The organism is Azospirillum thermophilum (genome assembly GCF_003130795.1).
Classification (GTDB): domain Bacteria; phylum Pseudomonadota; class Alphaproteobacteria; order Azospirillales; family Azospirillaceae; genus Azospirillum; species Azospirillum thermophilum.
This window is the reverse complement of record NZ_CP029352.1, coordinates 1181854-1207014: the sequence shown is the minus strand read 5'-3', so window position 1 is coordinate 1207014 and position 25161 is coordinate 1181854. Positions and strand designations below refer to the sequence as shown.

General features: G+C 70.2%; 27 protein-coding genes. 3 read left to right on the top strand and 24 right to left on the bottom strand.

What is annotated here, in order from left to right; translation table 11 throughout:
- Nucleotides 1–106 precede the first annotated feature (106 nt).
- The 5 genes from DEW08_RS05420 to DEW08_RS05400 all read right to left on the bottom strand — a co-directional run bounded on the left by DEW08_RS05420 (nt 107) and on the right by DEW08_RS05400 (nt 5257).
- Complete coding sequence (locus DEW08_RS05420; protein ID WP_109325092.1) at nt 107–1654, bottom strand: diguanylate cyclase; 1548 nt, start codon at nt 1652–1654, stop codon at nt 107–109.
- Between the two features lie 107 nt (nt 1655–1761).
- The gene (locus DEW08_RS30615; protein ID WP_146214637.1) at nt 1762–1983 is read right to left on the bottom strand and encodes a hypothetical protein; all 222 of its coding nucleotides are present in this window, start codon (nt 1981–1983) and stop codon (nt 1762–1764) included.
- 427 nt (nt 1984–2410) lie between these two features.
- Complete coding sequence (locus DEW08_RS05410) at nt 2411–3442, bottom strand: DUF808 domain-containing protein (protein ID WP_109325090.1); 1032 nt, start codon at nt 3440–3442, stop codon at nt 2411–2413.
- A gap of 369 nt (nt 3443–3811) precedes the next feature.
- On the bottom strand, nt 3812–4003 hold the full coding sequence (locus tag DEW08_RS05405; protein WP_109325089.1) for a hypothetical protein: 192 nt from the start codon (nt 4001–4003) through the stop codon (nt 3812–3814).
- 99 nt (nt 4004–4102) lie between these two features.
- Nucleotides 4103–5257: a PLP-dependent cysteine synthase family protein gene (locus DEW08_RS05400; RefSeq protein WP_281262028.1), complete on the bottom strand. Its 1155-nt coding sequence runs from the start codon at nt 5255–5257 to the stop codon at nt 4103–4105.
- A gap of 79 nt (nt 5258–5336) precedes the next feature.
- Between DEW08_RS05400 and DEW08_RS05395 the strand changes: the two genes are divergently transcribed.
- Nucleotides 5337–5807 carry an Lrp/AsnC family transcriptional regulator gene (locus DEW08_RS05395; RefSeq protein WP_109325088.1) on the top strand — a complete coding sequence of 157 codons (471 nt, stop codon included), beginning with the start codon at nt 5337–5339 and terminating at the stop codon, nt 5805–5807.
- Between the two features lie 347 nt (nt 5808–6154).
- The gene (locus DEW08_RS05390; protein ID WP_109325087.1) at nt 6155–6796 is read left to right on the top strand and encodes a TetR/AcrR family transcriptional regulator; all 642 of its coding nucleotides are present in this window, start codon (nt 6155–6157) and stop codon (nt 6794–6796) included.
- Between the two features lie 32 nt (nt 6797–6828).
- On the opposite strand, the gene DEW08_RS05385 is transcribed toward DEW08_RS05390, so the two are convergent.
- The 7 genes from DEW08_RS05385 to hypA form a co-directional block, all read right to left on the bottom strand.
- On the bottom strand, nt 6829–8274 hold the full coding sequence (locus tag DEW08_RS05385) for a cytochrome P450 family protein (RefSeq protein ID WP_109325086.1): 1446 nt from the start codon (nt 8272–8274) through the stop codon (nt 6829–6831).
- Between the two features lie 133 nt (nt 8275–8407).
- On the bottom strand, nt 8408–8953 hold the full coding sequence (locus DEW08_RS05380) for a HupE/UreJ family protein (RefSeq protein ID WP_109325083.1): 546 nt from the start codon (nt 8951–8953) through the stop codon (nt 8408–8410).
- Nucleotides 8954–8974: 21 nt separating this feature from the next.
- Nucleotides 8975–10048: a hydrogenase expression/formation protein HypE gene (gene hypE, locus DEW08_RS05375; protein ID WP_109325293.1), complete on the bottom strand. Its 1074-nt coding sequence runs from the start codon at nt 10046–10048 to the stop codon at nt 8975–8977.
- Between the two features lie 10 nt (nt 10049–10058).
- Nucleotides 10059–11198: a hydrogenase formation protein HypD gene (hypD, locus tag DEW08_RS05370; RefSeq protein WP_109325082.1), complete on the bottom strand. Its 1140-nt coding sequence runs from the start codon at nt 11196–11198 to the stop codon at nt 10059–10061.
- Nucleotides 11199–11260: 62 nt separating this feature from the next.
- Nucleotides 11261–11542 carry a HypC/HybG/HupF family hydrogenase formation chaperone gene (locus DEW08_RS05365; RefSeq protein WP_109325072.1) on the bottom strand — a complete coding sequence of 94 codons (282 nt, stop codon included), beginning with the start codon at nt 11540–11542 and terminating at the stop codon, nt 11261–11263.
- Between the two features lie 30 nt (nt 11543–11572).
- Nucleotides 11573–12361, bottom strand: coding sequence for a hydrogenase nickel incorporation protein HypB (hypB, locus tag DEW08_RS05360; RefSeq protein WP_109325071.1), 789 nt, complete (start codon nt 12359–12361; stop codon nt 11573–11575).
- Nucleotides 12361–12702 (bottom strand): hydrogenase maturation nickel metallochaperone HypA, encoded by a 342-nt coding sequence (gene hypA, locus DEW08_RS05355; protein WP_109325068.1) that lies wholly within the window; start codon nt 12700–12702, stop codon nt 12361–12363. Before hypA ends, hypB begins: the two co-directional genes overlap by 1 nt.
- A gap of 470 nt (nt 12703–13172) precedes the next feature.
- On the opposite strand from hypA, the gene fdhD reads away from it, so the two are divergent.
- Nucleotides 13173–14039, top strand: a complete 867-nt coding sequence (gene fdhD / locus DEW08_RS05350) for a formate dehydrogenase accessory sulfurtransferase FdhD (RefSeq protein ID WP_109325067.1) — start codon at nt 13173–13175, stop codon at nt 14037–14039.
- 66 nt (nt 14040–14105) lie between these two features.
- Here the strand turns inward: fdhD and moaA are convergent, their stop codons facing one another.
- The 12 genes from moaA to DEW08_RS05295 form a co-directional block, all read right to left on the bottom strand.
- Nucleotides 14106–15152 (bottom strand): GTP 3',8-cyclase MoaA, encoded by a 1047-nt coding sequence (moaA, locus tag DEW08_RS05345; RefSeq protein WP_109325065.1) that lies wholly within the window; start codon nt 15150–15152, stop codon nt 14106–14108.
- Between the two features lie 106 nt (nt 15153–15258).
- A complete protein-coding gene (locus DEW08_RS05340) occupies nt 15259–16128 on the bottom strand; it encodes a formate/nitrite transporter family protein (RefSeq protein WP_109325064.1) in 870 nt (289 codons plus the stop codon).
- Between the two features lie 298 nt (nt 16129–16426).
- Entirely contained in the window at nt 16427–16885 is a 459-nt protein-coding gene (hycI, locus tag DEW08_RS05335; RefSeq protein ID WP_109325063.1) for a hydrogenase maturation peptidase HycI, read from the bottom strand.
- The gene (locus DEW08_RS05330) at nt 16882–17349 is read right to left on the bottom strand and encodes a formate hydrogenlyase maturation HycH family protein (RefSeq protein ID WP_109325062.1); all 468 of its coding nucleotides are present in this window, start codon (nt 17347–17349) and stop codon (nt 16882–16884) included. The genes hycI and DEW08_RS05330 overlap by 4 nt, the downstream gene beginning before the upstream one ends.
- On the bottom strand, nt 17346–18149 hold the full coding sequence (locus DEW08_RS05325) for an NADH-quinone oxidoreductase subunit B family protein (protein WP_109325061.1): 804 nt from the start codon (nt 18147–18149) through the stop codon (nt 17346–17348). The genes DEW08_RS05330 and DEW08_RS05325 overlap by 4 nt, the downstream gene beginning before the upstream one ends.
- Nucleotides 18146–18706: a formate hydrogenlyase complex iron-sulfur subunit gene (locus tag DEW08_RS05320; RefSeq protein ID WP_109325058.1), complete on the bottom strand. Its 561-nt coding sequence runs from the start codon at nt 18704–18706 to the stop codon at nt 18146–18148. The genes DEW08_RS05325 and DEW08_RS05320 overlap by 4 nt, the downstream gene beginning before the upstream one ends.
- 11 nt (nt 18707–18717) lie before the next feature.
- Nucleotides 18718–20433, bottom strand: coding sequence for a hydrogenase large subunit (locus DEW08_RS05315; protein ID WP_109325057.1), 1716 nt, complete (start codon nt 20431–20433; stop codon nt 18718–18720).
- Nucleotides 20430–22070 carry a hydrogenase 4 subunit F gene (locus DEW08_RS05310; RefSeq protein WP_109325056.1) on the bottom strand — a complete coding sequence of 547 codons (1641 nt, stop codon included), beginning with the start codon at nt 22068–22070 and terminating at the stop codon, nt 20430–20432. Before DEW08_RS05310 ends, DEW08_RS05315 begins: the two co-directional genes overlap by 4 nt.
- Nucleotides 22067–22189 carry a hypothetical protein gene (locus DEW08_RS33110; protein WP_281262027.1) on the bottom strand — a complete coding sequence of 41 codons (123 nt, stop codon included), beginning with the start codon at nt 22187–22189 and terminating at the stop codon, nt 22067–22069. The genes DEW08_RS05310 and DEW08_RS33110 overlap by 4 nt, the downstream gene beginning before the upstream one ends.
- Entirely contained in the window at nt 22144–22719 is a 576-nt protein-coding gene (hyfE, locus tag DEW08_RS05305; protein WP_245985994.1) for a hydrogenase 4 membrane subunit, read from the bottom strand. Before hyfE ends, DEW08_RS33110 begins: the two co-directional genes overlap by 46 nt.
- 13 nt (nt 22720–22732) lie before the next feature.
- Nucleotides 22733–24196 carry a hydrogenase 4 subunit D gene (locus tag DEW08_RS05300; RefSeq protein WP_109325055.1) on the bottom strand — a complete coding sequence of 488 codons (1464 nt, stop codon included), beginning with the start codon at nt 24194–24196 and terminating at the stop codon, nt 22733–22735.
- 19 nt (nt 24197–24215) lie between these two features.
- Nucleotides 24216–25154 carry a respiratory chain complex I subunit 1 family protein gene (locus tag DEW08_RS05295; RefSeq protein WP_109325053.1) on the bottom strand — a complete coding sequence of 313 codons (939 nt, stop codon included), beginning with the start codon at nt 25152–25154 and terminating at the stop codon, nt 24216–24218.
- Nucleotides 25155–25161: the final 7 nt, after the last annotated feature.

Sequence of the window (25161 nt, the reverse complement as noted above, 5' to 3'; positions counted from 1 at the left end):
GGGTGGACGGTCCGGCCCCTTCTCCCGGATTCGTCTCAGGGGAAGGTGATAACTCAGCCGCGCGCGAAATTCAAAAGGATGAGTTCCACAAAAAGCGACGGCCCGGTCAGACCGCGGCGGCCCGGCACACCCGGTTGCGGCCGGCCTGCTTGGCCTCGTAGAGGGCGGCGTCGGCCCGGCGCAGCGTATGCTCCAGCGACGGTTCGGCAGCGGCCCAGGAGGCGACGCCGATGCTGGCGGTCACCTGTACCGGCAGCCCGTCGACATCGACCGGCAGGCCGGCGATGGCGCGGCGCAGCCGCTCCGCCACGGCGAGCGCCCCGTCCTCGTCCGTCTCGGGCAGCAGGACGACGAACTCCTCCCCGCCGAAGCGGGCGACCTGGTCGGCGTCGCGCAGAACGGCGCGGGCGCGGGCGACCACGGTGCACAACACCTCGTCCCCCGCGGCGTGGCCGTGGGTGTCGTTGACCTGCTTGAAACGGTCGAGGTCGAGCAGGAAGAGGCTGAGCGCCCGCCGGTGCCGCTTGGCCCGCCGCATCTCCATCCGCGCCAGCTCCAGGAAGCGGCGGCGGTTCAGGACGCCGGTCAGCGGGTCCTGGGTGGCCAGCCGGTTGAGCTTGGCGTTCGCCTCCTCCAGCGCGCGGGTCCGCTCGGCGACGCGGGCCTCCAGCGTCTCGTTCGCCTCGCGCAGCCGCTCGTAGAGGCGGATGTTGACGAAGCCGACGGCGATCTTGGCGGCGAAGACCTCCATCAGCGCCCGGTCCACCGGGTCGAGCGGCCGCTCGGTGTGGATCAGGGCCGCGACCTCCGGCCCCTCGGGCACACGGATGTGAAGGCTGGCGGTCTCCGGCCCGAAGACGCTGCGCCGCTCGGTGAAGGTCCGGGCGAGGCTTTCGGCGACCGGGGGCGGCAGGAGGAGGGCGGGATCGCCGCTGATCCCGGCATAGCGCCCGGCCCCGGCCAGCACGCATGCGGAGCCCGCGGCCGGATCGTCGCCGCACCCGTCGCAGCCGCCGCGCTGGGCGTAGAGCACGGCGTCCGGCCGCGCCCGCAGCAGCCGCGAGAGCTGGTCCAGTACCCCGGCGGCGAAGGCCGGCATGGAGCGCAGCTCGAACAGCGTGTCGGCGGAGCGGATGATCTGCTGCAGCCCGCGGCGGCTCGCCTCCAGCTCGCGCAGGCCCGCATAGCTGCGCAGCGCGGTGACCACGGTGGTGAACAGCTTCTTCGCCGTCAGATCGGTCTTGGATTTGTAGTCGTTGATGTCGTAGGCGAGGATGATGTCCTCTTCCGGAGCCTGGCCGGGCTGGCCGGTGCGCAGGATGATGCGGACGGTCTGGTTGCCCAGATCCTCGCGGATGGTCCGGACGAGCTGCAGCCCGGCGTCCCCCGTCTCCATCACCACGTCGAGCAGGACGATGGCGATGTCGTCGACGCAGCGCAGGATCTCCGTCGCCTCTTCCGCCGAGGCGGCGGATATCAGGCGGAGCCGCCTGCCCTGGAAGCGCAGCTTGGAGAGCGCGAGCCGGGTGACGGCATGCACCTCCGGCTCATCGTCGACGACGAGGACGAGCCAGGGCTCCGCCTCCTCCGCCGGGACGGGCGGTGGCGCCGGCAAGGACTCGTCTTCGGCGGCGAACAGGAAATCGTTGGACATGCCCCCGGCTCGGCAGGACGTCAGGCTGACGGTCCCCGATGGAAGCACTACGCCGGTCGAGATGCAACAGTGCGCGAACGGTGGAGCGGTGTTCGCACGACGGTCGCTCAGCAGTCGGGCTGGGTCGCGCGGAAGTGGATCCAGCCCAGGCTGCCCGACAGGCCCTGGGAGACCTGGCGGTTGACGTAGTCGCGGTAGAGGTCGGTCGCCGCCTCGTCGGCCCGGTTGCGGCACTGGACCTCGGCCGTCGTGATCGGCTCGCTGCCGGCGCAGGCGGCAAGCAGGGGCAGCAGGGCGGCGCAGAGAAGGGGGGCGGGCAAGCGGGGCATGGCGGTATCCTCCGGACTGCGGCGTGCCGGCCCGGGACGGCCGGTCGCGGCAGGAACGGCGGTACCCCGCGGCGGGTTCCGGGGAGGGAGCGGGCGGATCGGCGGCGGCAGGACGGTCGAACGGCGGCTGAAGGAGCGGGCGCGGGCACTGAAGCGCACCGCGGCGGCGCCGGCGCCGACGGCCGGCGACCCGCGGATTCCCTGGCATGCCAAGGCTTTGGCCGCGACGGCGGCGGTCTGCGCGCCGGGCTCTGTCGCCCCGATTTCCGCCCCGGTTCCCGCCATGGTCCCCGTGCCGGGGTACCTCGACGACGTGGTCCCGGTTCCGCTCGGCATCCTGCTGGTCGTCCGGATGATCCCGCCGGAGCCGATGGCCGGGCTCCGCCGCAAGGCCGAGTCGCTGGGGCGCCCTATCGGCCGCGCCCCTTCAGCCGCGCCAGCAGGGGACGGCCAGCTTGTGGACCAGCGGGATCAGCACCGCTCCGGCGGCGAGCCCGACGATGCCGGAGCCCGCGGCCGACACCAGCCACTCGACGGCCGGCTGGGCGGCCGGGACGGCATGGGCGGCCTTCACCGCGACCTCGTGGATCGCGTGGCCGACGGCCGGCAGCCCGAAGACCTCCAGCCCGTGGACGAGGATGCCGCCGCCGACCCACAGCATGGCGGCGGTGCCGACCAGCGCGAGCAGCTTGAGGAACACCGGCATGCCGTGGACGAGCCCCCGCCCGATCGCCTGCGTCACCGGCCGCAGCGCCCGGTCGACGCCGCCGGGCGTGCCGGCTCCCGGCTTGCGCAGGCCGAGCAGGCTGGTCGCCGGCCGTCCGTTCTGCGCCAGCGACAGGCCGACGTCGTCGGCCTTCACGATGATGGCGACCACCCCGTAGACCCCGACGGTGATGCCGGTGCCGACCATGCCGAGGATGACCGCCTGCGCCCAGAAGGAGGAGGTCTCCTCCGCGACGGTCGACAGGGTGATGGCCATGATCTCCGCCGACAGGATCAGGTCGGTCTGGATGGCGCCGCGCACCTTGGCGTCCTCGAACTGGCTGGCGGACTGGACGGTTCCTTCGATCTCGCCGCCGTGGCCGTGCTGCCCGGCATGGGGCCGGAGCGCCTCGTACACCTTCTCCGCCCCCTCGTAACAGAGGAAGGCGCCGCCCAGCATCAGCAGCGGCGTGATCGCCCAGGGCGCCACGAGGCTGAGGACCAGCGCCGCCGGCAGCAGCAGGATCAGCTTGTTGCGCAGGGAGCCGAGCGCGATCCGGCCGATGATCGGCAGTTCCCGCGCGGGGGAGAAGCCGACCACGTAGCGTGGCGTGACCGCCGCATCGTCCACCACGACGCCCGCCGCCTTCGCTCCGGCACGCGCCGCCTGCGTCGCCGTATCGTCGAGCGACGCGGCGGCGACCTTCGCCAACCCCACCACGTCATCAAGCAGTGCGATCAATCCCGTGCTCACGCGCCGACTCCCGTTCCCCCGCCGCCCTCCGCGGCGGCCGACTGCAGGGGTAACAGACAGCGAGGCGATCCGGGGCCGTCAAGTCCAATCCCGGACTGCGCCGCACGGGCGCCGGTGTGCGCATTGTGCAGCGTGTTTCCGGTGCACAATGCGTCCCAGGTCCGGTTTCGTAAGCAAAATCAGAAGCTTGCGGCGCTCCATTCGCCTGCTTCCGTTGTGCGGGGACTGCACAACGGAAGCAGGCGAATGCCGGAGCGGTACGGCGTGCAGGCGCAAGGATGGCGGTGACGGTCCCAACCTAGCGCAGGGCCCGGGGAGCAGGCAAGGCGGGCGGGAAAACCGCGCCGGGGGCCGGCTTTTCGCGTCCGCCTACTTGCGGGCGGTGTCCTCCGGAGCGGTATCCCCCGGCTGGCCGCCGTCGCCGGTCCAGTCGTCGGTGAGGTAGCCCTGGGCGCGGCTGATCTCCTCGACCTCCTTGCCGGACGGCGGCTTCGGCACCCGGCCCTGGCCGGACTGGCGGTCCTCGGTCTCGCGGTTCTCGCTTTCGGGCGTGCGGGGCATGGCATCCTCCTGCCTGGTCCCTGTGGAACAGACGGGAGCGGCGACCCTCACGGCCCGCCTGTCGCGGAGCGTGACGCACCGCCTGCGCGGAGGCGCCGGCTACAGCGTCGCCCGGCCCTGCAGGAACGCCTCGATCGCCGCCTCTTGCGGGCCGGTGTCGAAGCCGGCCTGCCGCATCCAGCCCTCGTCGTAATAGGTGTTGCGGTAGCGCTCGCCGGAATCGCAGATCAGCGTGACGAGGGAGCCGGTCTGGCCGGCCTCGCGCATGCGGGCGGCGAGCCAGCACAGGCCGAAGAAGTTGGTGCCGGTGGAGCCGCCGACCGGCCGGCCCAGCCGGCGCGACAGCACCTTCATCGCCGCCAGCGAGGAGACGTCGGGCACCTTGATCATGTGGTCGACCACATCGGCGATGAAGGAAGGCTCGACGCGCGGACGGCCGATCCCTTCGATCCGCGAGCCGCGCCGGCAGGTCGCCGTCGGGCAATGGCGGACGAAGCCGTCGTAGAAGGCGGAATGCTCGGCGTCGGGCACGCACAGGCGGGTCTGCAGGTGGCGGTAGCGGATGTAGCGCCCGATGGTGGAGGCGGTGCCGCCGGTACCGGCGCTCATCACGATCCACTCCGGCACCGGATGCCGCTCGCGGCGCATCTGCTCGAAGATCGACTGGGCGATGTTGCCGGTGCGCCAGTCGGTCGCCCGCTCCGCATAGGTGAACTGGTCGAGATAGACGCCGCCCAGCCGCGCCGCGAGACCGGCCGCCTCGGCATAGATCTCCTGCGGCGAATCGACGAAATGGCACTGGCCGCCATAGAGCGCGATGGCCGCGACCTTCTCCGCCGAGGTGGCGCGCGGCATCACGGCGAAGAAGGGCAGGCCGAGCAGGCGGCAGAAATAGGCCTCCGACACGGCGGTGGAACCGGACGAGGCCTCGATCACCGGCGTGCCCTCGGCGATCCGGCCGTTGCAGATGGCGAACAGCAGGAGCGACCGGGCGACCCGGTGCTTCAGGCTGCCGGTGGGGTGGACCGATTCGTCCTTCAGGTAGATGTCGATGCCGGAGAGCGCCGGAACCTCCAGCTTCCGGAGCGGCGTATCGGACGGACAGGCGGCGTCGCTTTCCAGGATGCCGATGGCCCGCTCGATCCAGCGGCAGCGGGCCCGGCCGGGCAGCGGCGTGAAGTCCAGGCAGAGCGGCTGGCCGGTACGGGGGAGAGGGGCCGACAGGGCCTGCGTCGCGGCATGCATGGTCGTCATCCTGAAAAGGCTTTCCCTTCCAGCCCGCTGCCGGGCAAAATCCTTCGAGACGCAGGGCCGGATCCGAGGACCATCACCCATGACCATCGACGCCATCGACCGGAAGATCCTGGCGGCCCTGCAGTCGGACGCCACCCTGTCGCTGGCCGAGCTCGGCCGGCAGGTCGGGCTGTCCGCCACGCCCTGCTGGCGCCGCGTGCAACGGCTTGAGCAGGAAGGCTATATCCGCCGCCGCGTCGCCCTGCTGGATCGGGCGAAGCTGAACGTCGACGTCACCGTCTTCGTGGCGGTCCGCACCAGCAAGCACTCGGCCGAGTGGCTGGAGGAATTCCGCCGGGTGGTGGCCGACATTCCGGAAGTGGTCGATTTCTACCGCCTCAGCGGCGAGATCGACTATCTGCTGCGCGTCGTCATTCCCGACATCAAGGCGTACGACGCCTTTTATCGCAAATTGATCGAGCGCATCGAGCTTCAGGACGTCTCGTCGATGTTCGCCATGGAGGAGATGAAGTCGACCACGGAGGTCCCTCTTTCCTACGTCAAGGTCTGACGGATGACGGTTTTCCTTGCCGCTGCCGGCAGATCGACCGTCATCGGTCCGACGAGGAATAATTTACAGGATCGAACGGACAATTTTTTACTTTTTGCGAACCATTTTCCGCCATGCTTGGAATGATCTTCTAATCTTACTCCAAAATTTGGAAAAGCCTTCCGATGCCGGGGGAGTGATCCGGGGGAGGCGGTCGGGCATGGTCGGGCTGGCCGCGGACCGGGGACGCCCTACCTAAAGGCCTTCCGTGTCCGGGGAGGTCGCCGGCCTTCCCTGGCAAGCCCCCTCCGGCGGTCCGACCCTTTTGGCCCGGCAGCCCCGACCGCGAAGGACGCACGCCCCGCCCCATGACGTCCATTCTCCCGAAGAGAAGCCCCGGCCGGCCACCCGCCGTGGAACTGGAAAGCCGCAACGACCATCTGCTGGAGGCGGCGACCGCGGAGTTCCTGGAGCAGGGCTATGGCGGGGCGAGCATGGCGCGCATCGCCCGGCGGGCGCAGGCCTCGACCAAGACGATCTACGCCCGCTTCGCCGGCAAGGGCGACCTGCTGGTCGCGGTGGTGCAGCGGCTGGTCGCCGCGTCGGCCGCGGCGCTGGAACAGTCGGTCGCCGACCTCGATGCCGATCCGGAAGAGGTGCTGACCGCCTTCGCCCTGCATGCCGCCCGCCACTGGGTCGCCCCGGCGGAGGTCGGGCTGTACCGGCTGGTGGTCGGCGAGAGCCCCCGCTTCCCCGAACTGGTCGCGATCTACCGCGACGGGATCGGCCCCTATGTCGCCTTGCTGGAAGGCTATCTGGAGGCCCAGCGCCGGCGGGGCCGGCTTGCCGTCGACGACGTGGCGCTGGCCGCGCGCCAGTTCTCCCGCCTGACGCAGAGCGAGGTGCGCGAACGCTCCCTGCTCGGCGAGGCGCTGGGGGAAGAGGCGCTGGCCCGCATCATCCGCAGCGGGGTCCGGCTGTTCCTGCACGGGTGCCGGGGATCGCGCTGAGCCGCCGCCGCGCGCCCCGGCCGGCGTCCCGCCTACCCGCGCCGGAAGCCGATGTCGTCCTGCACCACCGTGCCCGGGCCGACCGGCAGCATCTCCGCCCGGTCGAGCTGCAGGTGGCTGAAGGCGATCTTCTCCCGCCACACCGTGCGCAGGAAGTCCTTGATCGCGAAGATCGTCAGGAACTCCCCGGCGCAGCGGCGGTAGCCGAAGCCGAAGGGAGCGTAGCCGGCGCTGTCGCAGACCGGCTGCGTCCGCCCGTCCACCACGCCATGGACGGCGCCGAAACCGCTGTTGGCGATCTGCGCGTCGCGGCCGTCCTTCACGGCGAAGCCGTGGCGGCCGAACGGGCAGCGGGCGAGGCCCATGCGCCGTGCCCGCTCGTCATCGGTCTGGTCGCTGGTCGGCGCATCCTTGTAGCGGTCGGGGTTGAAGGCGTCGGGATCGGGCCAGTGGCGCGGGTCGCGGCTGGCGTCGGGATGGGGATGCAGGATGCCGGCGTAGCCGGAGCCGAGGAAACCCTGCCGCGTCGTCAGGCTGGAGAAGCTGCCGCCGTTCGGCGAGATCACCCGCATCAGTTCCATCGCGAAGCGGTCGAGCGGGGTGAAGGCGCCGCCGTCCGTCTCGTCCGGGCGGCCGGACATGGTGCGCTCGAACCAGGAGCGGACGGCCTCGTCGCCGCGGTCGCCGCTGAGCCGCGCCATGATGTTGTAGAAGGTGTTGCCCCACTGGCTGAAGGCCAGGAAGTTGTGGAAGCATTCGAAGACGATGTCCTTCCGCCGGAAGGTCTCGCCCATCCCGCCATTCTTCAGCCAGTAATGGACGAAGGTCTTCCCGGGCTCCGGCACCTTGCCGTCCAGGATGTCCTGGACGCGGGCGTCCACCCAGTCCTTCAGCGGTTGGCGCAGCTTGCGAACCTGCATGTAGTTCTCGTAGACGACCTCCAGCGTCGGGAACCAGAAGCCGATCACGGCATTGAAGCTGGTCCCGAACTGCCGGACCTCGGCCGGAACGGCCTCGCCGCTGACCCCCAGGTGCAGGTCCCAGTACAGGTCGAAGTAGCCCTGGTAATACTGGTGCATCAAGGGCTTCGACTCGTTGGCGGGATCGAACAGCCGGTCGAAGAAGCCGCGGATCCTGGCGGCGTACATCGGTTCATAGAGGTCGGGCGTCAGGGCGGAGAAGTAGATCTTCTTGCGCTCGTTCTCCGGACCCCGGTTCTCGTAGCCCTGAAGGAAGACCGACAGGCCGTCCTCCTCCATGTTCGGCAGCCAGCCGTCATACAGCATGCCCCAGATGTGCGCGGGGATCGCCTTCTCCTTGCTGAAGGCAAGGTCGATCATCGGCACCGACGGCACGTCGCCCTGATAGATGCCGCTCAGCAGGAAGGGCTTCACCGCGCCCTCGACATAGGCCGGGTCGAAGCCCGGCGGCAGAAGCTTCTGCGCCCGCTCGTCCGGGTTCTTCGGAGGCTCGATCATGATGGCTCCCGGGATTGGTTGTCCGTACGGCAGCGGCCCACGGCAAAGCCGATGCGGGTGCTGCCGTACGAACAACCAACGAGGAAAAGGAACCGTTCCTTTTCCGTCGCGGCCGGGTCGGCGGGCGGCCGGGTCAGCGGGCGGCCCGGCGCAGGGCGGGCAGGCGCAGGCTGTTGGTGATGAGCCCGATGGCGATGCCGACGCCGTGCAGCAGGACGGTCGAGAGGACGAAGCCCAGGGCGTAGAGCAGCGGCTGGGCCGCCTCCGGCATCTCGGCACCGTGGGCGTGGCCGTGCAGCACGGCGAAGGCGCCGACCAGGACCATGCCGGCCAGCACGGGGATCCGCTTCTTCAGCACGACCAGCAGTCCCAGCACCGCCACCGAGGCGGCGATGCCCGCCTCGACCGCCGGAAGCTCGACGCCCGCCATGCCCAGCACGGCGCCGCCGGCCAGCATGCCGACGAAGGCGGCCGGCAGCAGCCAGATGGCCCGGCCGCCGTTCTGCGCGGCCCAGATGCCGACCGCCACCATTGCCATCAGATGGTCGATGCCGCCCAGCGGATGCAGAAAGCCCTGCAGGAACATGGCGTCCCCGGCATGGCCGGTATGGGCCGCGGCGGGCAGGGCGAGCGTCAAGGCGAGGGCGCCGGCAAGTCCGGCGGGTAGCATCCTGGTCATTGGAACAGTCTCCTGTGAAGGTCAGCAGATCCTCGGCAGCGGGTCGCCGAGCGGCAGATCGAGCAGCCGTTCGCCGCCCAGGCTGGTGCGCAGGGTCACCCGTCCGCGCGGGGCCTCGGCGACCGAGCCGATGATGCGGGCGCCGGCGCCGTAGGGATGGGCGCGCCAGGCGGCGAGCGCCGCGCCGGCCTCGTCCGCCGGGACGATGGCGACGGCGGTGCCCTCGTTGGCGAGGTGGAGCGGGTCGAGCCCGAGGATCTCGCAGACGCCGCGCACGGCGGGGCGGACGGGAACCGTCTCCTCCACCAGCCGGATGCCGACCGACGCCGACCCGGCGATCTCGTTGAGGACGGCGGCGACCCCGCCGCGGGTGGCGTCGCGGGCGCAGCGCGTGCCGGGGGCGGCGCGCAGCAGCGCCTGCATCAGGCCGTTGAGCGGCCGGCAGTCGCTCTGCAGCTCCGTCTCCAGCGCGAGGTCGCCGCGGGCCACCAGGATCGTCGCGCCATGGTCGCCGAGCGGGCCGTTGACCAGCACCGCGTCGCCCGGCCGCGCCGCGGCGGCGGAGAGCGCCACGCCGGGGGCCACGACGCCGACCCCGGCCGTGGTGATGAACAGACCGTCCGCCGCCCCGCGCTCCACCACCTTGGTGTCGCCGGTGACGATGGAGACGCCGGCCTCCGCCGCCGCCGCGCGCATGGAGGCGACGATGCCGGCGAGCAGCACGAGGTCGAACCCCTCCTCGATCACCACCGCGCAGGACAGCGCCAGGGGCGTCGCCCCGCCGACCGCGAGGTCGTTGACCGTGCCGCAGACCGCCAGCTTGCCGATGTCGCCGCCGGGGAAGACCAGGGGGCGGACGACGAAGCCGTCGGTGGTGAAGGCCAGCCGGGCGCCGGGTACGGCCAGCCCGCCGGGATCGAGCTGCGCCTGATCCTCCAGCACGGCCAGCGCCGGGTTGTCGAAGGCGGGCAGGAACAGGTCGGCCACGAGGTCGCGCATCGCGCGCCCGCCGCCGCCGTGCGCCATGGTGATGGTGCGGTGCGCCGGTGGCGCCAGGTGGCCGGCGCCGGGATCGGTGGCGATGACGGTGCTCATGGCGTCCTCCTCACTCCGCCGCCTCGCGCAGGCCGGCATACTGGTGGTAGGCGGCGCAGGATCCTTCCGACGACACCATCAGGGCGCCGACCGGCGATTGCGGCGTGCAGGCCGTGCCGAACAGCGGGCAGGCCGGCGGCTTCATGGCGCCCTTGACGACGTCGCCGCAGCGGCAGCCGTCCGACTCCGGGGCCGGGCGCGCCCGGCCGGCGCCGTAGCCGACGCCGAACTTCCGCTCGGCATCGAAGGCGGCGTAGCGCTCGCGCATCCGCATGCCGGAGCTGTCGATCTCGCCCAGTCCGCGCCACTCGAAGCGGTCGCGCGGCTCGAACACCCGGTCCATCAGGGCCAGCGCGCGGGGATTGCCCTCCGGCCGCACGACGCGGGCATACTGGTTCTCCACCGCGGCGCGGCCCTGCGCGATCTGCTCCAGAACCATGGCGACCGACTGCAGCAGGTCGGCCGGCTCGAAGCCGGAGACGACGACCGGGCGGTGGAACTCCTCGGCGATGAAGCGGTAGGGCTCCGTGCCGATCACCATGCTGACGTGCCCCGGCCCGACGAAGCCGTCGAGCCGCATGTCCGGATCCTGCAGCAGGGCGCGCAGCGGCGGCGGCACGGTGATGTGGTTGCAGAACAGGGTGAAGTTGGCGATGCCCTCGCGCTCGGCCTGCAGGACGGCGGCGGCGGTGGCCGGCATCGTCGTCTCGAAGCCCAGCGCGAAGAAGACCACCTCGCGGCCGGGCGTGCGGCGGGCGAGCTCCAGCGCGTCGAGCGGCGAATAGACGATCCGCACGTCCGCCCCGTCGGCCTTGGCCTGCAGCAGGCTGCCGCGGGTGCCCGGCACGCGCACGGCGTCGCCGAAGGTGGTCAGCAGGACGCCGGGCCGCTGCGCCAGCTCGACGCAGTCGTCCACCCGCGCCATCGGCAGCACGCAGACCGGGCAGCCGGGGCCGTGGACGAACTCCAGCCCCTCCGGCGTCAGGCGGTGCAGGCCGAACCGGAAGATGGCGTGGGTATGGCCGCCGCAGATCTCCATGATGGTGACGGGCCGGTCGCGCGTGCCGCCGATGCGGTCGACCAGCCGCCCGATGCGGGCGAGGAGGGCGCGCACCTGGGCCGGGTCGCGGAATTCGTCGACGAACTTCATGGCGATGTCCTTCCGGCCGGTCTTTTCATCGGGCTCACGGCAATGGGCTCAGGGCAACGGGGTCAGGCGAGCAGCGAGGCCCTCAGGTGCCCCCGCTCGCCCTCCGCCTCGCCGATCTGGTGCAGCATGTCGAGGGTGGCCTGCGCCTCCGCCTCGTCGACGCGGGAGACGGCGAAGCCGACATGGACGAGGACCCAGCGGCCGATCTCGTCGGTCAGCGGTGCGTCCGGGTCGGCGATGCAGGAGATGTTCACCTCCCGCCGGACGCCCAGGATGTCGGCGACGGCGAGCATGCGCCCGGCGTCCGCGATGGCCACGATCCTGGCCGGTACCCCGAGGCACATGGGGCGGTTCCTTCTCGCTGGGGGGACGGATCAGGCGGCGGCGCGGCGGCGACGGGCCTCCAGCCAGTCGAGCCAGGCCGGGAAGCCCTCCCCGGTGCGGGCGGAGAGGAGGAGGATGTCGGCCTGCGGGCTGACGCGCCGGATGTTGGCGGCCAGCAGGCCGATGTCGGCGTCGAGATGCGGCGCCAGATCGGTCTTGTTGACCAGCACCAGCCCGGCGGCGGCGAAGATATCCGGATATTTCAACGGCTTGTCCTCGCCCTCGGTGATCGAGACGATGGCGACCTTGGCCGCTTCGCCGAGGTCGAAGCCGGCCGGGCAGACCAGGTTGCCGACATTCTCGATGAACAGGACGCCGCCCTGGGGCGGCGGCAGGCGGTCGAGCGCGTGGCCGACCATGTGGGCGTCGAGGTGGCAGCCCTTGCCGGTGTTGATCTGCAGGGCCGGGGCGCCGGTGGCGCGGATGCGGTCGGCATCGGCCGAGGTTTGCTGGTCCCCCTCGATCACCGCGACCGGCACCGAGCGCATCAGCGCCTGGACGGTGCGCACCAGCAGCGTCGTCTTGCCGGCGCCGGGGCTGGAGACGAGGTTCAGCGCCAGCGTGCCCATGGCGGCGAACCGGCCGCGGTTGCGCGCGGCATAGCGGTCGTTCTCCGCGAGGATGTCGCGCTCCAGCCGGACGGTGTGCGTCGCATGATGGTGGTGGGCATGATCGTGGTCATGATCATGGTCATGGTCATGGTCGTGAGGATGATGGTGGTGCAGGGCCTCGCCATCCAGCGACAGGTGGTCGCCTCCACATCCGCAGGTCGTGCACATCACGCCACCTCCAGTTCAACCAGGGTCAGGTCGCCGCCGCCGCGCGGGCTCAGCCGCAGGCCGCCGCAGGAAGGGCAGGGGGCGAGCCGCGTCGGCACCTCCACCTCGCGGGCGCAGTCGTCGCACCAGACGCGGCCCGGCGGCCGGTCGATCTCCACCGCCGCCCCGGCCGCGAGCGTGTCGCGCCGGATGACGTCGAAGGCGAAGCGCAGCGCGTCGGGATCGACGCAGGCGAACTGCCCGACCGCCAGCCGGATCCGCGTGACGCGGCTGAACTCGTGGCGGCGGGCTTCGTCCTGCAGCAGGTCCAGCAGGTGCTCGCACAGGGATAGCTCGTGCATCGTCGGTCTCCGCCCGGGTCGGGCCGGCCGCGCCAGATGTCGGAGTCGCAGGCCCGTTGTCGGCGGTCATCCCTTGAGACGGCCGCAGTGTCCGCTTGCGGGTAGGGCGCTTCAAAAAGATGACTGTCTCAGGATATATCACTGAAGAAAGAAGATGGCAAACCGCAAATCCCGTTTTCTTGGCCGGATGCATTTCATTATAAGCGGCGATAAGTGATTTCTATGGACCGATAACCGGATTTTATTTCATGACGACCGCATGAATATTGATGGTGAGCCAGAATGTCGCATGTCGTTTTCCGGCCCATGGGCGCAGAGTCGCAGCATGACCGTCGGCCGGGGTCGCAGGAGTCCGGCGCGGTCTCGCGGTGATGCGCCCGAGGGGAGCGTCCGGCCGACGCCGGTTCCCCGACGATCCGGACCATCCTCGATCCCGCGCCTTTCCCACGAGACAGGGTTTCGGCTGAACCATGGACCATGCAACCGCCTGTGCCGCCGCGGCCCCCGCCCGCCTCACCCCGGCGCACCCCCTCGCCAACCGGGGGGTTCGCCGCGTGCCGGCGACCGTCTGCAACGGCCCGGCCGTGTCCGGCCGGGAGGAGAAGATCGTCGACGAGGTGCCGGTGGGGCTGGTTTATGCCGGCGACCTCTTCGCGGTGATGCTCGCGACGCCGACCGACCTGGAGGACTTCGCCACGGGGTTCTCCCTCAGCGAGGGCATCGTCGGCAGCGCCGAGGAGCTGTCGATCACCAGCATCGACGAGCTGGCCGACGGCGTGCGCATCCGCATGGAGCTGCCGGTCGAGCGGCTGGCCGCCCTGCTGCGCCGCAAGCGCAACCTGATGGGCGGCTCCGGCTGCGGCCGCTGCGGCACCGACAGCTTCGCCGAGACGCTGCGCCCGCTCGACCCGATCCGCTCCACCGCGCGCATCGCGCCGGACGCCATCCGCCGCGCCATGGCCGCCCTGCCGTCGCGGCAAAGCCTGAACCGCGAGACCGGGGCCGTCCATGCCGCCGGCTTCGCCCGTGCCGACGGCCAACTGGTCGCGGTGCGCGAGGATGTCGGCCGGCACAACGCGCTCGACAAGCTGATCGGCCATCTGGCGCGCGAGGGGGTCGACCCGACCGGCGGCTTCGTCGTGGTGTCGAGCCGCTGTTCCTTCGAGATGGTCCACAAGACGGCCGCCGCCGGCATCCCGCTGATCGCCGCCATCTCCGCCCCGACCTCGCTCTGCGTCGGCTTCGCCGGGACGGTGGGGGTGGGGGTCGTCGCCTTCGTCCGCGAGGGGCGCTTCACCGTCTATGCGGTTCCCTCGCGCGTCGCCACGCTGGACTGAGACCCGGACCGGAAAACCGGAAGGCCGGGCCGCTTGCGGTCCGGCCTTTCCTCATGCGCCCCGGCCTCATCCTCCCGTCATGCTCATGGGGCGGGCGAGCGCCGGCCGGCCGGGCGGCACGGCGGCGAAGTCGTGGCCCTTCGGCTTGCGCAGCATCGCCCCGTCGATGGCGCGGTGGATCGCCTCGTCATCGTCGGACAGGCGCAGCGGCGTGCGCAGATCGACCATGCCCTCCCGCCCCAGGCACAGCGCGAGCTGGCCCGTGCAGGTCAGCCGCAGCCGGTTGCAGGTGCCGCAGAAGCTGTGGGTCATCGGCGTGACGAAGCCGACGCGGCCACCGGTTTCCGTCACGCGGACATAGCGCGCCGGGCCGCAGGTGCGGTCGGCGACGTCGATCAGGGTGTAGCGTTCGGCCAGCCTCGCGCGCGCCTCGGTGAGCGGCAGGAACTGCGCGCTGCGCCCGCCGTCGGCGCCGCCCAGCGGCATCACCTCGATCAACGTCAGGTCCATGCCGCGCTCGTGGGCGAACAGCATCAGCGGCTCGATCTCGCCGTCGTTGACCCCGCGCATCACCACCATGTTCAGCTTCAGCGCGAAGCCCAGCGCCAAGGCGGCGTCGATGCCGTCCAGCACGTCGGCGAGGCGGCCGCGCCGGGTCAGGCCGGCGAAGCTGTCGGGGTCCAGCGTGTCGAGCGACAGGTTGATCCGGCGCACTCCCGCCGCCCGCAGCGCCGGGGCGAGGCGGGCGAGCTGCGACCCGTTGGTGGTCAGCGTCAGCTCCTCCAGCGCGCCGGAGCGCAGATGGCGGGACAGCGACTGGATCAGCACCAGGATGTTGCGCCGCACCAGCGGCTCGCCGCCGGTCAGCCGGAGCTTGCGCACGCCCCGCCCGATGAAGATGGAGCAGAGCCGGTCGATCTCGTCGAGCCGCAGCACCTCCTCGCGCGGGAGGAAGGTGGTGTCGGAACCCATGCAATAGACGCAGCGGTAGTTGCAGCGGTCGGTGACCGAAACGCGCAGATAGTCGATCGTCCGGCCGTGCCGGTCGACCAGCCCCTTGCGCGGGGGAGTTTCCGGCGCGGCGCCGGTGTCCGAGGGGCTTTCGTCTGTCATGATGGTCGCTCTGGCAGGGAGGCCCGCGGGGGGCGGCGCGGCGGGTGTGCCGGGCCGCCCGTCCGGGGAACCTCGGGTCGATGGAACCGGTGGGGTGACCGGCGGCTCAGTGGTTCACCGCCGGCTGCCCCATCGCCGGCACCGCCTTGCGCGAGGGAAGGGGGGTCAGGCCGCCCAGGCCCTTGCGGTAGATCAGCCAGTAGACGCCGCCGACGAAGACGGAACCGCCGACGATGTTGCCCAGCGTGGCGAACAGCAGGTTGTGCAGGATGCCGCCGGCCGTGATCATCGACACGTCCATCCCGGCCGGCACATGCTCCGTCACCTTCAGCACATAGGCGAGCGGCAGGAAGTACAGGTTGGCGATGCAGTGCTCGAAGCCGGCGGCGACGAAGGCGGCGACCGGCAGGGTCAGCGCCACGATCTTGTCGGTCACCGTGCGGCCGGCATAGGCGAGCCACACCGCCAGGCAGACCAGCAGGTTGCACATGATGCCCTTGAAGAAGATCGTCACGGAATCGGGAGCGATCTTGCCGATGGCGAGCTTCAGGACGGCCGCGCCGACCGCGCCGTTGTTGAGTTCGGTGTGGTGCGACATGTAGATCAGGAAGACGAGGCCGAAGGCGCCCACCGCGTTGCCGATCCAGATCGTCGCCCAGTTGCGCAGGACCTGCGACGTGCTGATCTGGCCGTTGGCCCGCGCCATCACGATCAGGCAGTTGCCGGTGAAGAGCTCGGCGCCGCCCACCATGACGAGCGACAGGCCGAGCGAGAAGACGAGGCCGCCCAGCACCCGCTGGACCGCGAAGGACAGGGCCGGGTCGGCCAGCACGATGCAGAAGAACATGCCGCCGAGGCCGATGCCGCCGCCGGCGACGACCGCCAGCATGAAGCTGGGGATGAAGGGCATCGTCGCCTTCTTCACGCCGAGCTTTTCAACCTTGTCCTGGATTTCGGCGGGCGAATAGGCGTCCATGCCGAGTACAGGCGAGTCTTTCGATGCAGAATCCGTTGCCATGACGGAGTTCCCCCGTTCTTGGAACTGTTCCGGACGTGGTCTGTCCCTGGGCCCGCCGGCCGGTCGTCGGACCGTCCGCGGTCGGGTGGGGGCGACCGGCTTGCAGAAGGCGCCGATCGGCGACGCGGTCGGCGTCTGGTCGTGGTGCGTCGGGCGCGGAGGAACCGCGTCGCAGCGCTGTGAACGGCCGACCTCGGACCACCCCGCCCCTATGCGATGGGGCGGCGGGGGCCGGCGAGGCGGGCGGCGACGCGGGTCAGCCCGCGTTTTGATAGACCTCGAACCCTTCGCCGCGGACGAGCCGGTCGTGGACCGCCTCCACGGCCTCGCGCACCATGGTCGTCACCGGCGCGTAGAAGCTGGTGTCCTGCGGCTGGATGCCGAGGAACAGCACCTCGGGCACCGTCTCCCGCAGGCTGTCGATCAGGAAGTTCAGCGGGATCGCGTGGGTGGTCACCAGGAACTGCTCGGCGACGCTGTCCTGATCGATCAGCCGCACCTCGCCGGGCGCCAGCTCCATGTCGGCGGCGTCGACGATCAGCAGCCGCCGCGGGGCGAGCGCGCGGATGTGGTGGGTGTGGTTCTCCGGGACGTCCGCCCCGTCGACCACCGTCCAGCCCGGCGCCGGCTCCTCGTCGAGAAGCTGGGCCAGCAGCGGGCCGGCGCCGTCGTCGCCGCGCAGCACGTTGCCTACGGTGAATACGACATCGGTCATGACAGCCGCCTCCCCATCAGATAGATCGCCGGCTCGCGCCGGATGGCGTCGAGCGAGCTGCGCAGCCGGTCGAGCCAGGCCGCCACGTCGGGGGCGGCGGCCGGCAGGGCCTCCTCGATGGCCGCGATCAGCGGCTTGACGTGGCTGGAATCCACGGTGATCTCGCCGAAGCGCAGCAGGCCGGACAGCTTGCGGTGCGCCTCGCCGCTGCCGCTCAGCGCCTCCAGCACGCGGTCGTAGACCGCGGTGGAGCAGCGGAAGGCCGGCTTGAAGCAATCGAAGACGCCGATGTGGTGCCCGATGGCGAGCGAATAGTAGACCACCTGCTTGGCGTCCTCGGGGATGTCCTCCGCCCGCTCCAGAACCTTGGCGTTGAGCTGGTAGAACACCACCTCGGGCGTCGCCCCGCGGGCGGCGCGCAGCCCCGCCGCCGAGGCGGGGCCGGCCTGCATCGGGTCCGTCATGGCGTGGCCCCCCGGACGGTGCCGCCGACCAGGTCGGACAGGCGGGTGAGGATCTCGGCGCGGCGAGGGTCGCCCTCGCCGGCGATGAAGGCGCGCATCCGCTCGGGCAGCGCCACGGCGGCCGGGGCCTTCGCCTGGGCCTCCAGCAGGGACAGGAACTCCTCGACGATGTCGCGGCCCTGGCGGTAGCCGGCCATCCGCCGCGCCTCGCGCTCCAGTTGGACGCGCAGGGCGTAGGGGATGTCCGGGTGCGGCAGGGGGGCGGTCTCGCCTTCGGCCTCGACATGGGTCTCGGCCTTCAGCTTCTGATCCAGCAGGCCGAGCGCCACGGCGAAGCCGTGGATGGTCGCGGCCGGCGTCGGCGGGCAGCCGGGGATGTAGACGTCCACCGGCACGATGTTGTCGGTGCCGCCCCACACGCAGTAGAGGTCGTGGAAGATGCCGCCGGTGCAGCCGCAGGCGCCGTAGGACACGACGATCTTGGGGTCGGGGGCCGCCTCGTAGGCGCGCAGGGCGGGCGAGCGCATGGCGCGGGTCACCGCCCCGGTGAACAGCAGGATGTCGGCGTGGCGCGGCGAGGCGACGACCTTGATGCCGAAGCGCTCCGCGTCGAAGACGGGGGTGATGGAGGAGAAGATCTCGATCTCGCAGCCGTTGCAGCCGCCGCAGTCCACCCGGTAGACGTAGGCCGACCGCTGGATGTTCTTCAGCAGCGCCTTCTTCATCGTGGCGATCTGATCGGAGACGGAGATGGTCGGCAGCTCCGCCGTCAGGGTTCTGGGATTGACCGGGAGGTTCATGGCGTCGTCTCCAACTGGCGGCCCAACTGGCGGTCGATCTCCATCCGGGCGACCTGATGGGCATCCTGCTTGCGCTTGCACTCGGGGCAGGTGGAGACGGTCAGCCGCAGGCGGTCCGCCTCCTCCTGGTTGCGCGCCGACTGGCCGAGCAGCCGGGCGACGTAATCGACCTCCTTGGCCGGGGCGAAGGCCTTGCCGCAGCAGGCGCATTCGGCCAGCGTGAACACCGCCTTGCGCGTCAGGTCGGCCTTGTTGCCCACCGCCAGCTCGAAATCGGCCGACAGGCGGATGGCGCCGGTCGGACAGGATTCCTCGCAGCGGCCGCAGAAGACGCAGCGCCCGTAATTGATCGACCAGGTCCGGGTCCCCGCCGCCGTGTCGGTCTCCATCTGGATCGCGTTGGGCGGGCAGGCGACCGTGCAGGCCGCGCAGGCGATGCAGAGTTCCGCATCGTGTTCGGGCTTGCCGCGGAAGTCCTTGCACACCTCCAGCGGCGCGAAGGGGTACTGGACCGTCGCTTCGCCCGAGCGGAGGATTTCCTTGAGAAGCTTGAGCATCGGTCGCCCCCTTACTTCAGCGGTGAATCCGTGCGTTCGCGGCAGTAGCGCTCCATCTCCTTGTAGGCGATGGTCTTCGCGCGCTTCTTGCGAACGTCGACGACGGTCACGCGGTCGGTGCAGGAGTAGCAGGGGTCGATGCTGCCCACGATCAGCGGGGCGTCCGACACCGTGTTGCCGCGCAGCATGTAGCGCAGCACCGGCCAGTTGTTGTAGGTCGAGGCGCGGCAGCGCCAGCGGTAGAGCTTCTGGTTGTCGCCGGTCATCGACCAGTGGATGTCCTCGCCGCGCGGTGCTTCGGTGAAGCCCAGGGCGAACTTGTGCGGGACATAGGTGAAGTCCTCGGTCAGCACCGGGCCGCCGGGGGCCTTGTCCAGAAGCTGCTCGATGATCCACAGGCTGTCGAAGAACTCCGCCACGCGGATCAGCGTGCGGGACAGCACGTCGCAGCCCTCCTCGACATGCACCGGCATATCGAGAAGCTTGTAGCCGGCGAAGGCATGGTCGGCGCGGGTGTCGCGGCGATGGCCGCTGCCCCGCACCACCGGGCCGACCGGGCTGTAGTCGCGGGCGATCTGCGGGTCGAGCCGCCCGACGCCCTTGACGCGGCCGCTGACGTTGGCGGTGGACAGCAGCACCTCGACCAGCCGGGTCACGTCGTCGCGCAGCTCGGCGATCAGTTCGCGGGTCCTGGCCTGCTGGTCGCCCAGGATGTCGCGGCGCACGCCGCCGATCAGGTTCAGCGCGTAGGTCTTGCGGGCGCCGGTCAGCAGCTCGGCCAGCGTCATCGCCTTCTCGCGGACGCGGAAGAACTGCATGAAGCCGGTGTCGAAGCCGATGAAGTGGCAGACCAGCCCGAGGTTCAGCAGATGGCTGTGCATCCGCTCCGTCTCCAGCAGGATGGAGCGGATGGCCTGGGCGCGCGGCGGCACCTTGATGCCCAGCGCATTCTCGACGGAGCTGGCGTAGGCGACGCTGTGGGCATAGCCGCAGATGCCGCAGACGCGGTCGGCGAGGAAGGTCACCTCGTTGTAGCCCATCCGCGTCTCGGCCACCTTCTCCATGCCGCGGTGGACGTAGAACATGCGGTAGTCGGCGTCGATGATGTCCTCGCCGTCGACGAACAGGCGGAAGTGGCCCGGCTCGTCGGAGGTGATGTGCAGCGGACCCAGCGGGACGACGCGGGTCTCCTGCTTGGCTTCGTTGATGAACTGGTAGGTCTCGTCGTCGGTGGTCGGCGCCGGCCGCAGCCGGTAGTCCATCGAGTCCTTGCGCAGCGGATAGAGCTCGTCCGGCCAGTCGTCCGGCAGGACGAGGCGCCGTTCGTCGGGCAGCCCGACCGGGCGCAGGCCGAACATGTCGCGCACCTCGCGCTCGCCCCATACGCAGGCCGGCACCCGCGGCGTGACCGAGGGGTATTCCAGCGTGTCGGCCGGCACCTCGGCGCGGACGACGACGTGGCAGCGCTCGCCGCCCTCCATGGACAGCACGTAGTAGACCGCATAGGCGCCGTTGAGCGGCCGTTCGTCGTTGCCGACGATCACCGACAGCCAGCCGCCCTGGTCGTAGTAGAGCGAGGCGACGACATCCGGCAGGGACTGCGTCTTGACCGTGATGGTGACCTGGGCGTCGGTCTGCCAGGATTCGTCGAGGATGGCGTGGGGGAGGCTCTCGCGCAGCGCGGCGATGTAGCCGCTCCCGACCCGGTCCGGAGTGATGAGGTTCATTTCGAGATCTCCGTCTGCGGGAGGCGGCCGGCCACCACGGCGCCGGCGGTTCCGGCGCGCACCGTGTCGTATGTCTGCCAGGGAGCGGCGACGACCGGCCGGGTGTCGCCGTTCATGACCACCGCGGTCGCCTGCTGGACCAGGTTCGCCACCGGCTGCGGCACCGCGAAGCCCATGGTCAGCACCAGGACGAACAGCACCGCCAGCGGGGCCAGGGCGCGCCAGCCGACATCACCCTTCGCCATCGTCTCCGGGCTCTTGCCCAGCACGCTGTCGGCGACGATCTTCACCAGCCCGGCGATGGTGATGCACAGGAACAGGGCGCACAGCATCATCAGCCAGAAGTAGCCCTCGTTCAGCCCGGCCATGAAGACCATGAACTCGCTGACGAAGATGTTGAAGGGCGGGAAGCCGGCCAGCGCCAGCGCGCAGCCCATCATCAGCAGCCCGGTGGCGGGCGCCACCCGCAGCACGCCCTTGACCGCGCGCAGGTCGCGGGTGCCGTACTTCATCAGCACGTTGCCCGAGCTGCAGAAGAACAGCGCCTTGGTGAAGCTGTGGTTGATCGAGTGCAGCAGCGCCGCGGCGATGCCGAGCGGGCCGCCGACGCCCAGCGCCACGACGATCAGCCCGACATTCTCGATGCTGGAGTAGGCCAGCTTGCGCTTCAGATCCTGCTGCACGAAGAACAGCAGGGAGGAAACGCCGACCGACAGCACGCCCAGCGTCAGCAGCAGCATCTGCGGGAAGTCGACGCCGACCGTGCCGACGGTGATGACGTAGAAGCGGATGACGATCAGCAGGGCGCATTTCAGCAGCACGCCCGACAGCAGGCCGGACACCGGGCTCGGCGCCTCGGAATGGGCGTCGGGCAGCCAGGCGTGCATCGGGAAGATGCCGGCCTTGGTGCCGAAGCCGATCAGCGCGAAGACGAAGGCCAGCTTGACCAGCATCGGGTCGAGTTCGCCGGCATGGCCGACCAGCGCCGTCCACAGCACCGCCTGGTGCGGATCGGCCAGCACGTCGGCGGCGTTCGAGAAGACCAGCACCGTGCCGTAGAGGCCGAAGGCGACGCCGACCGTGCAGATGATGACGTATTTCCAGGCCGCCTCCAGCGAGGACTTCTGCCCGTAGAGCCCGACCAGGAAGGCGGAGCCCAGCGTCGTCGCCTCGATCGCCGCCCACATCATGATGATGTTGTTGGCGGTGACGGCCAGCAGCATGGTGAACAGGAACAGGCTGAAGAAGCCGTAGTAGATGCGCACCTTGCCGGCGTCGATCAGCCCGGCCTCCAGGTCGTGCCGGATGTAGCCGATGGAATAGAGGCCGGTGAGCAGGCCCACCACGCCGATCAGCATCATGAAGATGGCGCCGAGCGAGTCGATGAACAGCCAGTCGCCGAAGGCGGCCAGCGCGCTGCCGGAGATCACCTGGGCCAGCGCCGCCAGGCTGAGCAGGAAGACGTAGGTGATGGAGCCCACATGGATGCGCTCCAGCAGCCTGACGCTCGTCCGGTCGGAAGCCATCGCCTCGGGCAGGGAGTCGCGGAAGTGGGGCAGCGCCAGAAGGAACACCGCGACGGCCAGCGGACCGAGCAGCAGCAGGGGGGGAAGGATCGAGGGTACCATGGCGGTCATCCCTTCAGGGTCGTGAGCTGGCGCGCGTCGAGCGTGTGCAGCGTGGCGAAGATCCGGGACCCCAGCGCCGCCATCACCACCACCGCGAAGATGGCGTCGGTGGCGATGCCGATCTCCACCAGCTCCGGGGCGTTGGGGCGAGCAGGGCCAGGGTCAGGTGCGAACCGTTCTCCATCAGGCAGTAGCCGAACACCTGCTTCAGGATGTTGCGCTGCGCCACGATGCAGCCGAGCCCGACGAAGAACAGGGCGAGCGAGACGGCGAGCGCCGGCTTGATGGCGTCGGCCGCGGGCAGCGTCACCTTGGACGCCACGCCGAAGCAGAGGATCACCACCGCCGCGGCGCCGACGATCGACAGCGCCGTCGGCATCACCGCCCCCGAGCCGACCGCCGGGTCGCTCAGCTTGCTGAAGGTGCGGTACATGATGACCGGGACCAGCACGACCTTCGTGAAGAAGGCGGTGAAGGACCAGAGGTAGAGCTCGCCCGACCCGGTGGCCCCGGCCAGCGCCACGAACAGCATGACCAGGACGAAGGACTGCAGCGCGTAGAAGCGGGCCGAGTTCGCCGGCTTGCCGGCCAGCGTGACCAGCAGGGAGGTGACGATCAGGAGACCCGACAGACCGTTGACGATGAGAAATCCGTTCATGACCGTTCCTCCCTCAACCGAGCCACGAGGCGGCGATGGAGCTGGAGCAGACCGTCATGACGACGAGCGCCACCAGGACGAACTTCATGCCGGCCGGCAGGGGCGATGCCGCCGCCATCGTGGCGGACGGCTTGCCGGGCACCGAATGGCCCAGCCATTTGAGAAACCACGCGAAGGACCCGACCGACTCGGCGAGCGCGATGACGACGAGCAGGAGCAGCGCCCAATGCTGCGCCCCGACCTCGAAGCCGCCGGCGAAGATCGCGAACTTGCTGAAGAAGCCGTTGAAGGGCGGCACGCCGGTGATCGCCAGGGCGGCGCAGACGAAGGCGACGCCGAGCAGCGGCGACTTGGTGACGATGCCGCGCAGCGACGGCAGCAGGCGGGTGCCGGCGGTGTAGCTCAGCGCACCGGCGACCAGGAAGAACAGGGTCTTGGCGAAGGCGTGGTTGAAGATGTGGGCGATGGCGCCCTTGAAGGCGAGGTCGGAGCCGAAGACCGACAGCGACAGCGCCAGCAGGATGTAGGCGAGCTGCGTGATGGTCGAATAGGCCAGCAGGCGCTTCAGGTCGACCTGCGGCAGATACATGAAGAAGCCGTAGACCAGCGTGACGACGGCCATCACCGAGCCGACCCAGCCGACGATCTCCGGCGCGCCGCCGGACGACATCAGGCCGCGGGCGAAGATGTAGACGCCGACCTTCACCATCGAGGCGGCATGCAGGTAGGCGCTGACCGGGGTCGGGGCCTCCATGGCGTCGGGCAGCCACATGTGGAAGGGAAGCTGGGCGGACTTGCCCCAGGCGGCGACCAGGATCGACAGCAGCACCGCCGCCTTCATCGCCGGGCCGAGGTCGGCGATCGCCGTCAGGGCGAAAGTGCCGGTCGACAGGAACAGCAGCGCCGCCGCGACATAGAGGCCGAGCGAGGCGACATGGGTGACCAGCAGCGCCTTGGCGGCGGAGCGCAGGGCCTTCGGCGACTCGTAGTAGCCGATCAGTGCCCAGGAGCAGGCGCCGGTCAGCTCGAAGAAGGCGAGCTGGCCGACCACCGTGGAGCTGAACACCAGGCCGGTCATGGCTCCGATGAACACCAGCAGGAAGGCGTAGAAGCGCCGCCGCCCGGTGTCGGGATGCTCGCGGTTGCCGGCGTTCAGGTAGGCCGCGGAATAGACCGCGACCAGCAGGCCGATGGCGATGACCGCCAGCGCGATCAGCACGCTGACGCCGTCGACCACCAGGCCGAGGATCGACACCGGGCCGAAGGCGATCAGTTCGTAGGTGCCGCCGATATGGGCGGATCCGGACAGCGAGGCCGCCAGGATGCCGATGATCCCGAGCGTCGCCGCCGCGAAGGCCTGGCAGAGCCATTTCGCCGAGGGCTGCTGCGATGCGGCGATCGTCGCGGCCCCGGCGAAGGGGACGAGGATGGCTGCGAGCGCGAGGACGCCGAGTGGTTCCGTGGGTAGGGTTATCATGATGCTGCCCCTCGCCGGCTCACAGGCCGACCAAGTAGAAGACGAAGGCGAGCGAGGCGGCGCCGACGCCGATCCAGCTGTGCTGCGGGGTCAGGCAGAACCGGACGCGCGCCACGCTGTTCTCGATCACGCCGACGGCCACGAAGATCGCGACCAGCTTGATGGCGAAGGCCACCAGCCCGAACAGCAGGCCGAAGAAGGACATCTCCGGGGCGCTGCCGAAGGGCAGGAAGACGCCGATGAACCAGGCGACGACCACCGTCTGCTTCAGCGCCATCGCCCACTTGATGAGGGCCAGCGACGGGCCCGAATATTCGGTCAGCGGGCCTTCCTGCAGCTCCTGCTCGGCCTCGGCCATGTCGTAGGGCAGCTTGCCCAGCTCGATGTAGATGGCGTAGGCGAAGGACAGGGCGGCGATGATCGTCGCGGTGGCCGACTGCACATGGCCGTCGGCGATCGCGGCCCCGATGGCGCCGAGGTTGGTCGAGCCCGCCAGCAGCGCCGCGACGAACAGCGACAGCAGCATCACCGGCTCGACGAGGACCCCCATGGTCAGCTCGCGGCTGCCGCCGATGCCCGAGAAGGAGCTGCCGCTGTCGATGCCCGAGAGCGAGAAGAAGAAGCGGGCGAGCGCGAACAGGTAGATGACGGTGATCAGGTCGCCGATCGGCGCCACCGGCGTGAAGCGGGTCAGCATGGGGATGCCCATGGCGATGACCAGCACCGTCGTCAGCATCACCGCCGGCATGATCCGGAACACCGTCCCGCTGGCCGGCGGATTGAGGTCCTGCCGGGTCAGCAGCTTGGCGATGTCGCGGTAGTCCTGCAGCAGGCCGGGGCCGCGGCGGGTGTGGAGCTTCGCCCGCACCGTCCGCGACAGGCCGGAGACAAGGGGGGCCGCCGCCAGCAGGAGAAGCGCCTGGAAGAGCCCCAGCACGAGGTGTGAGAAGGTCAGCATGGCGTCC

What these genes read in the sequence shown, in the direction of transcription:
- DEW08_RS05380 (WP_109325083.1), bottom strand. Translation starts at nt 8,953, where the DNA reads ATGACCAGGATGCTACCCGCCGGACTTGCCGGCGCCCTCGCCTTGACG.
- DEW08_RS05300 (WP_109325055.1), bottom strand. Translation starts at nt 24,196, where the DNA reads ATGATAACCCTACCCACGGAACCACTCGGCGTCCTCGCGCTCGCAGCC.
- hypB (WP_109325071.1), bottom strand. Translation starts at nt 12,361, where the DNA reads ATGTGCACGACCTGCGGATGTGGAGGCGACCACCTGTCGCTGGATGGC.
- DEW08_RS05330 (WP_109325062.1), bottom strand. Translation starts at nt 17,349, where the DNA reads ATGACGGACCCGATGCAGGCCGGCCCCGCCTCGGCGGCGGGGCTGCGC.
- DEW08_RS05325 (WP_109325061.1), bottom strand. Translation starts at nt 18,149, where the DNA reads ATGAACCTCCCGGTCAATCCCAGAACCCTGACGGCGGAGCTGCCGACC.
- DEW08_RS05390 (WP_109325087.1), top strand. Translation starts at nt 6,155, where the DNA reads ATGACGTCCATTCTCCCGAAGAGAAGCCCCGGCCGGCCACCCGCCGTG.
- DEW08_RS05420 (WP_109325092.1), bottom strand. Translation starts at nt 1,654, where the DNA reads ATGTCCAACGATTTCCTGTTCGCCGCCGAAGACGAGTCCTTGCCGGCG.
- DEW08_RS05405 (WP_109325089.1), bottom strand. Translation starts at nt 4,003, where the DNA reads ATGCCCCGCACGCCCGAAAGCGAGAACCGCGAGACCGAGGACCGCCAG.
- DEW08_RS30615 (WP_146214637.1), bottom strand. Translation starts at nt 1,983, where the DNA reads ATGCCCCGCTTGCCCGCCCCCCTTCTCTGCGCCGCCCTGCTGCCCCTG.
- DEW08_RS05385 (WP_109325086.1), bottom strand. Translation starts at nt 8,274, where the DNA reads ATGATCGAGCCTCCGAAGAACCCGGACGAGCGGGCGCAGAAGCTTCTG.
- DEW08_RS05320 (WP_109325058.1), bottom strand. Translation starts at nt 18,706, where the DNA reads ATGCTCAAGCTTCTCAAGGAAATCCTCCGCTCGGGCGAAGCGACGGTC.
- DEW08_RS05365 (WP_109325072.1), bottom strand. Translation starts at nt 11,542, where the DNA reads ATGTGCCTCGGGGTACCGGCCAGGATCGTGGCCATCGCGGACGCCGGG.
- hyfE (WP_245985994.1), bottom strand. Translation starts at nt 22,719, where the DNA reads ATGAACGGATTTCTCATCGTCAACGGTCTGTCGGGTCTCCTGATCGTC.
- hycI (WP_109325063.1), bottom strand. Translation starts at nt 16,885, where the DNA reads ATGACCGATGTCGTATTCACCGTAGGCAACGTGCTGCGCGGCGACGAC.
- hypD (WP_109325082.1), bottom strand. Translation starts at nt 11,198, where the DNA reads ATGAAGTTCGTCGACGAATTCCGCGACCCGGCCCAGGTGCGCGCCCTC.
- DEW08_RS05295 (WP_109325053.1), bottom strand. Translation starts at nt 25,154, where the DNA reads ATGCTGACCTTCTCACACCTCGTGCTGGGGCTCTTCCAGGCGCTTCTC.
- hypA (WP_109325068.1), bottom strand. Translation starts at nt 12,702, where the DNA reads ATGCACGAGCTATCCCTGTGCGAGCACCTGCTGGACCTGCTGCAGGAC.
- DEW08_RS05400 (WP_281262028.1), bottom strand. Translation starts at nt 5,257, where the DNA reads ATGACGACCATGCATGCCGCGACGCAGGCCCTGTCGGCCCCTCTCCCC.
- moaA (WP_109325065.1), bottom strand. Translation starts at nt 15,152, where the DNA reads ATGACAGACGAAAGCCCCTCGGACACCGGCGCCGCGCCGGAAACTCCC.
- DEW08_RS05395 (WP_109325088.1), top strand. Translation starts at nt 5,337, where the DNA reads ATGACCATCGACGCCATCGACCGGAAGATCCTGGCGGCCCTGCAGTCG.
- hypE (WP_109325293.1), bottom strand. Translation starts at nt 10,048, where the DNA reads ATGAGCACCGTCATCGCCACCGATCCCGGCGCCGGCCACCTGGCGCCA.
- DEW08_RS05310 (WP_109325056.1), bottom strand. Translation starts at nt 22,070, where the DNA reads ATGACCGCCATGGTACCCTCGATCCTTCCCCCCCTGCTGCTGCTCGGT.
- DEW08_RS05340 (WP_109325064.1), bottom strand. Translation starts at nt 16,128, where the DNA reads ATGGACGCCTATTCGCCCGCCGAAATCCAGGACAAGGTTGAAAAGCTC.
- fdhD (WP_109325067.1), top strand. Translation starts at nt 13,173, where the DNA reads ATGGACCATGCAACCGCCTGTGCCGCCGCGGCCCCCGCCCGCCTCACC.
- DEW08_RS05315 (WP_109325057.1), bottom strand. Translation starts at nt 20,433, where the DNA reads ATGAACCTCATCACTCCGGACCGGGTCGGGAGCGGCTACATCGCCGCG.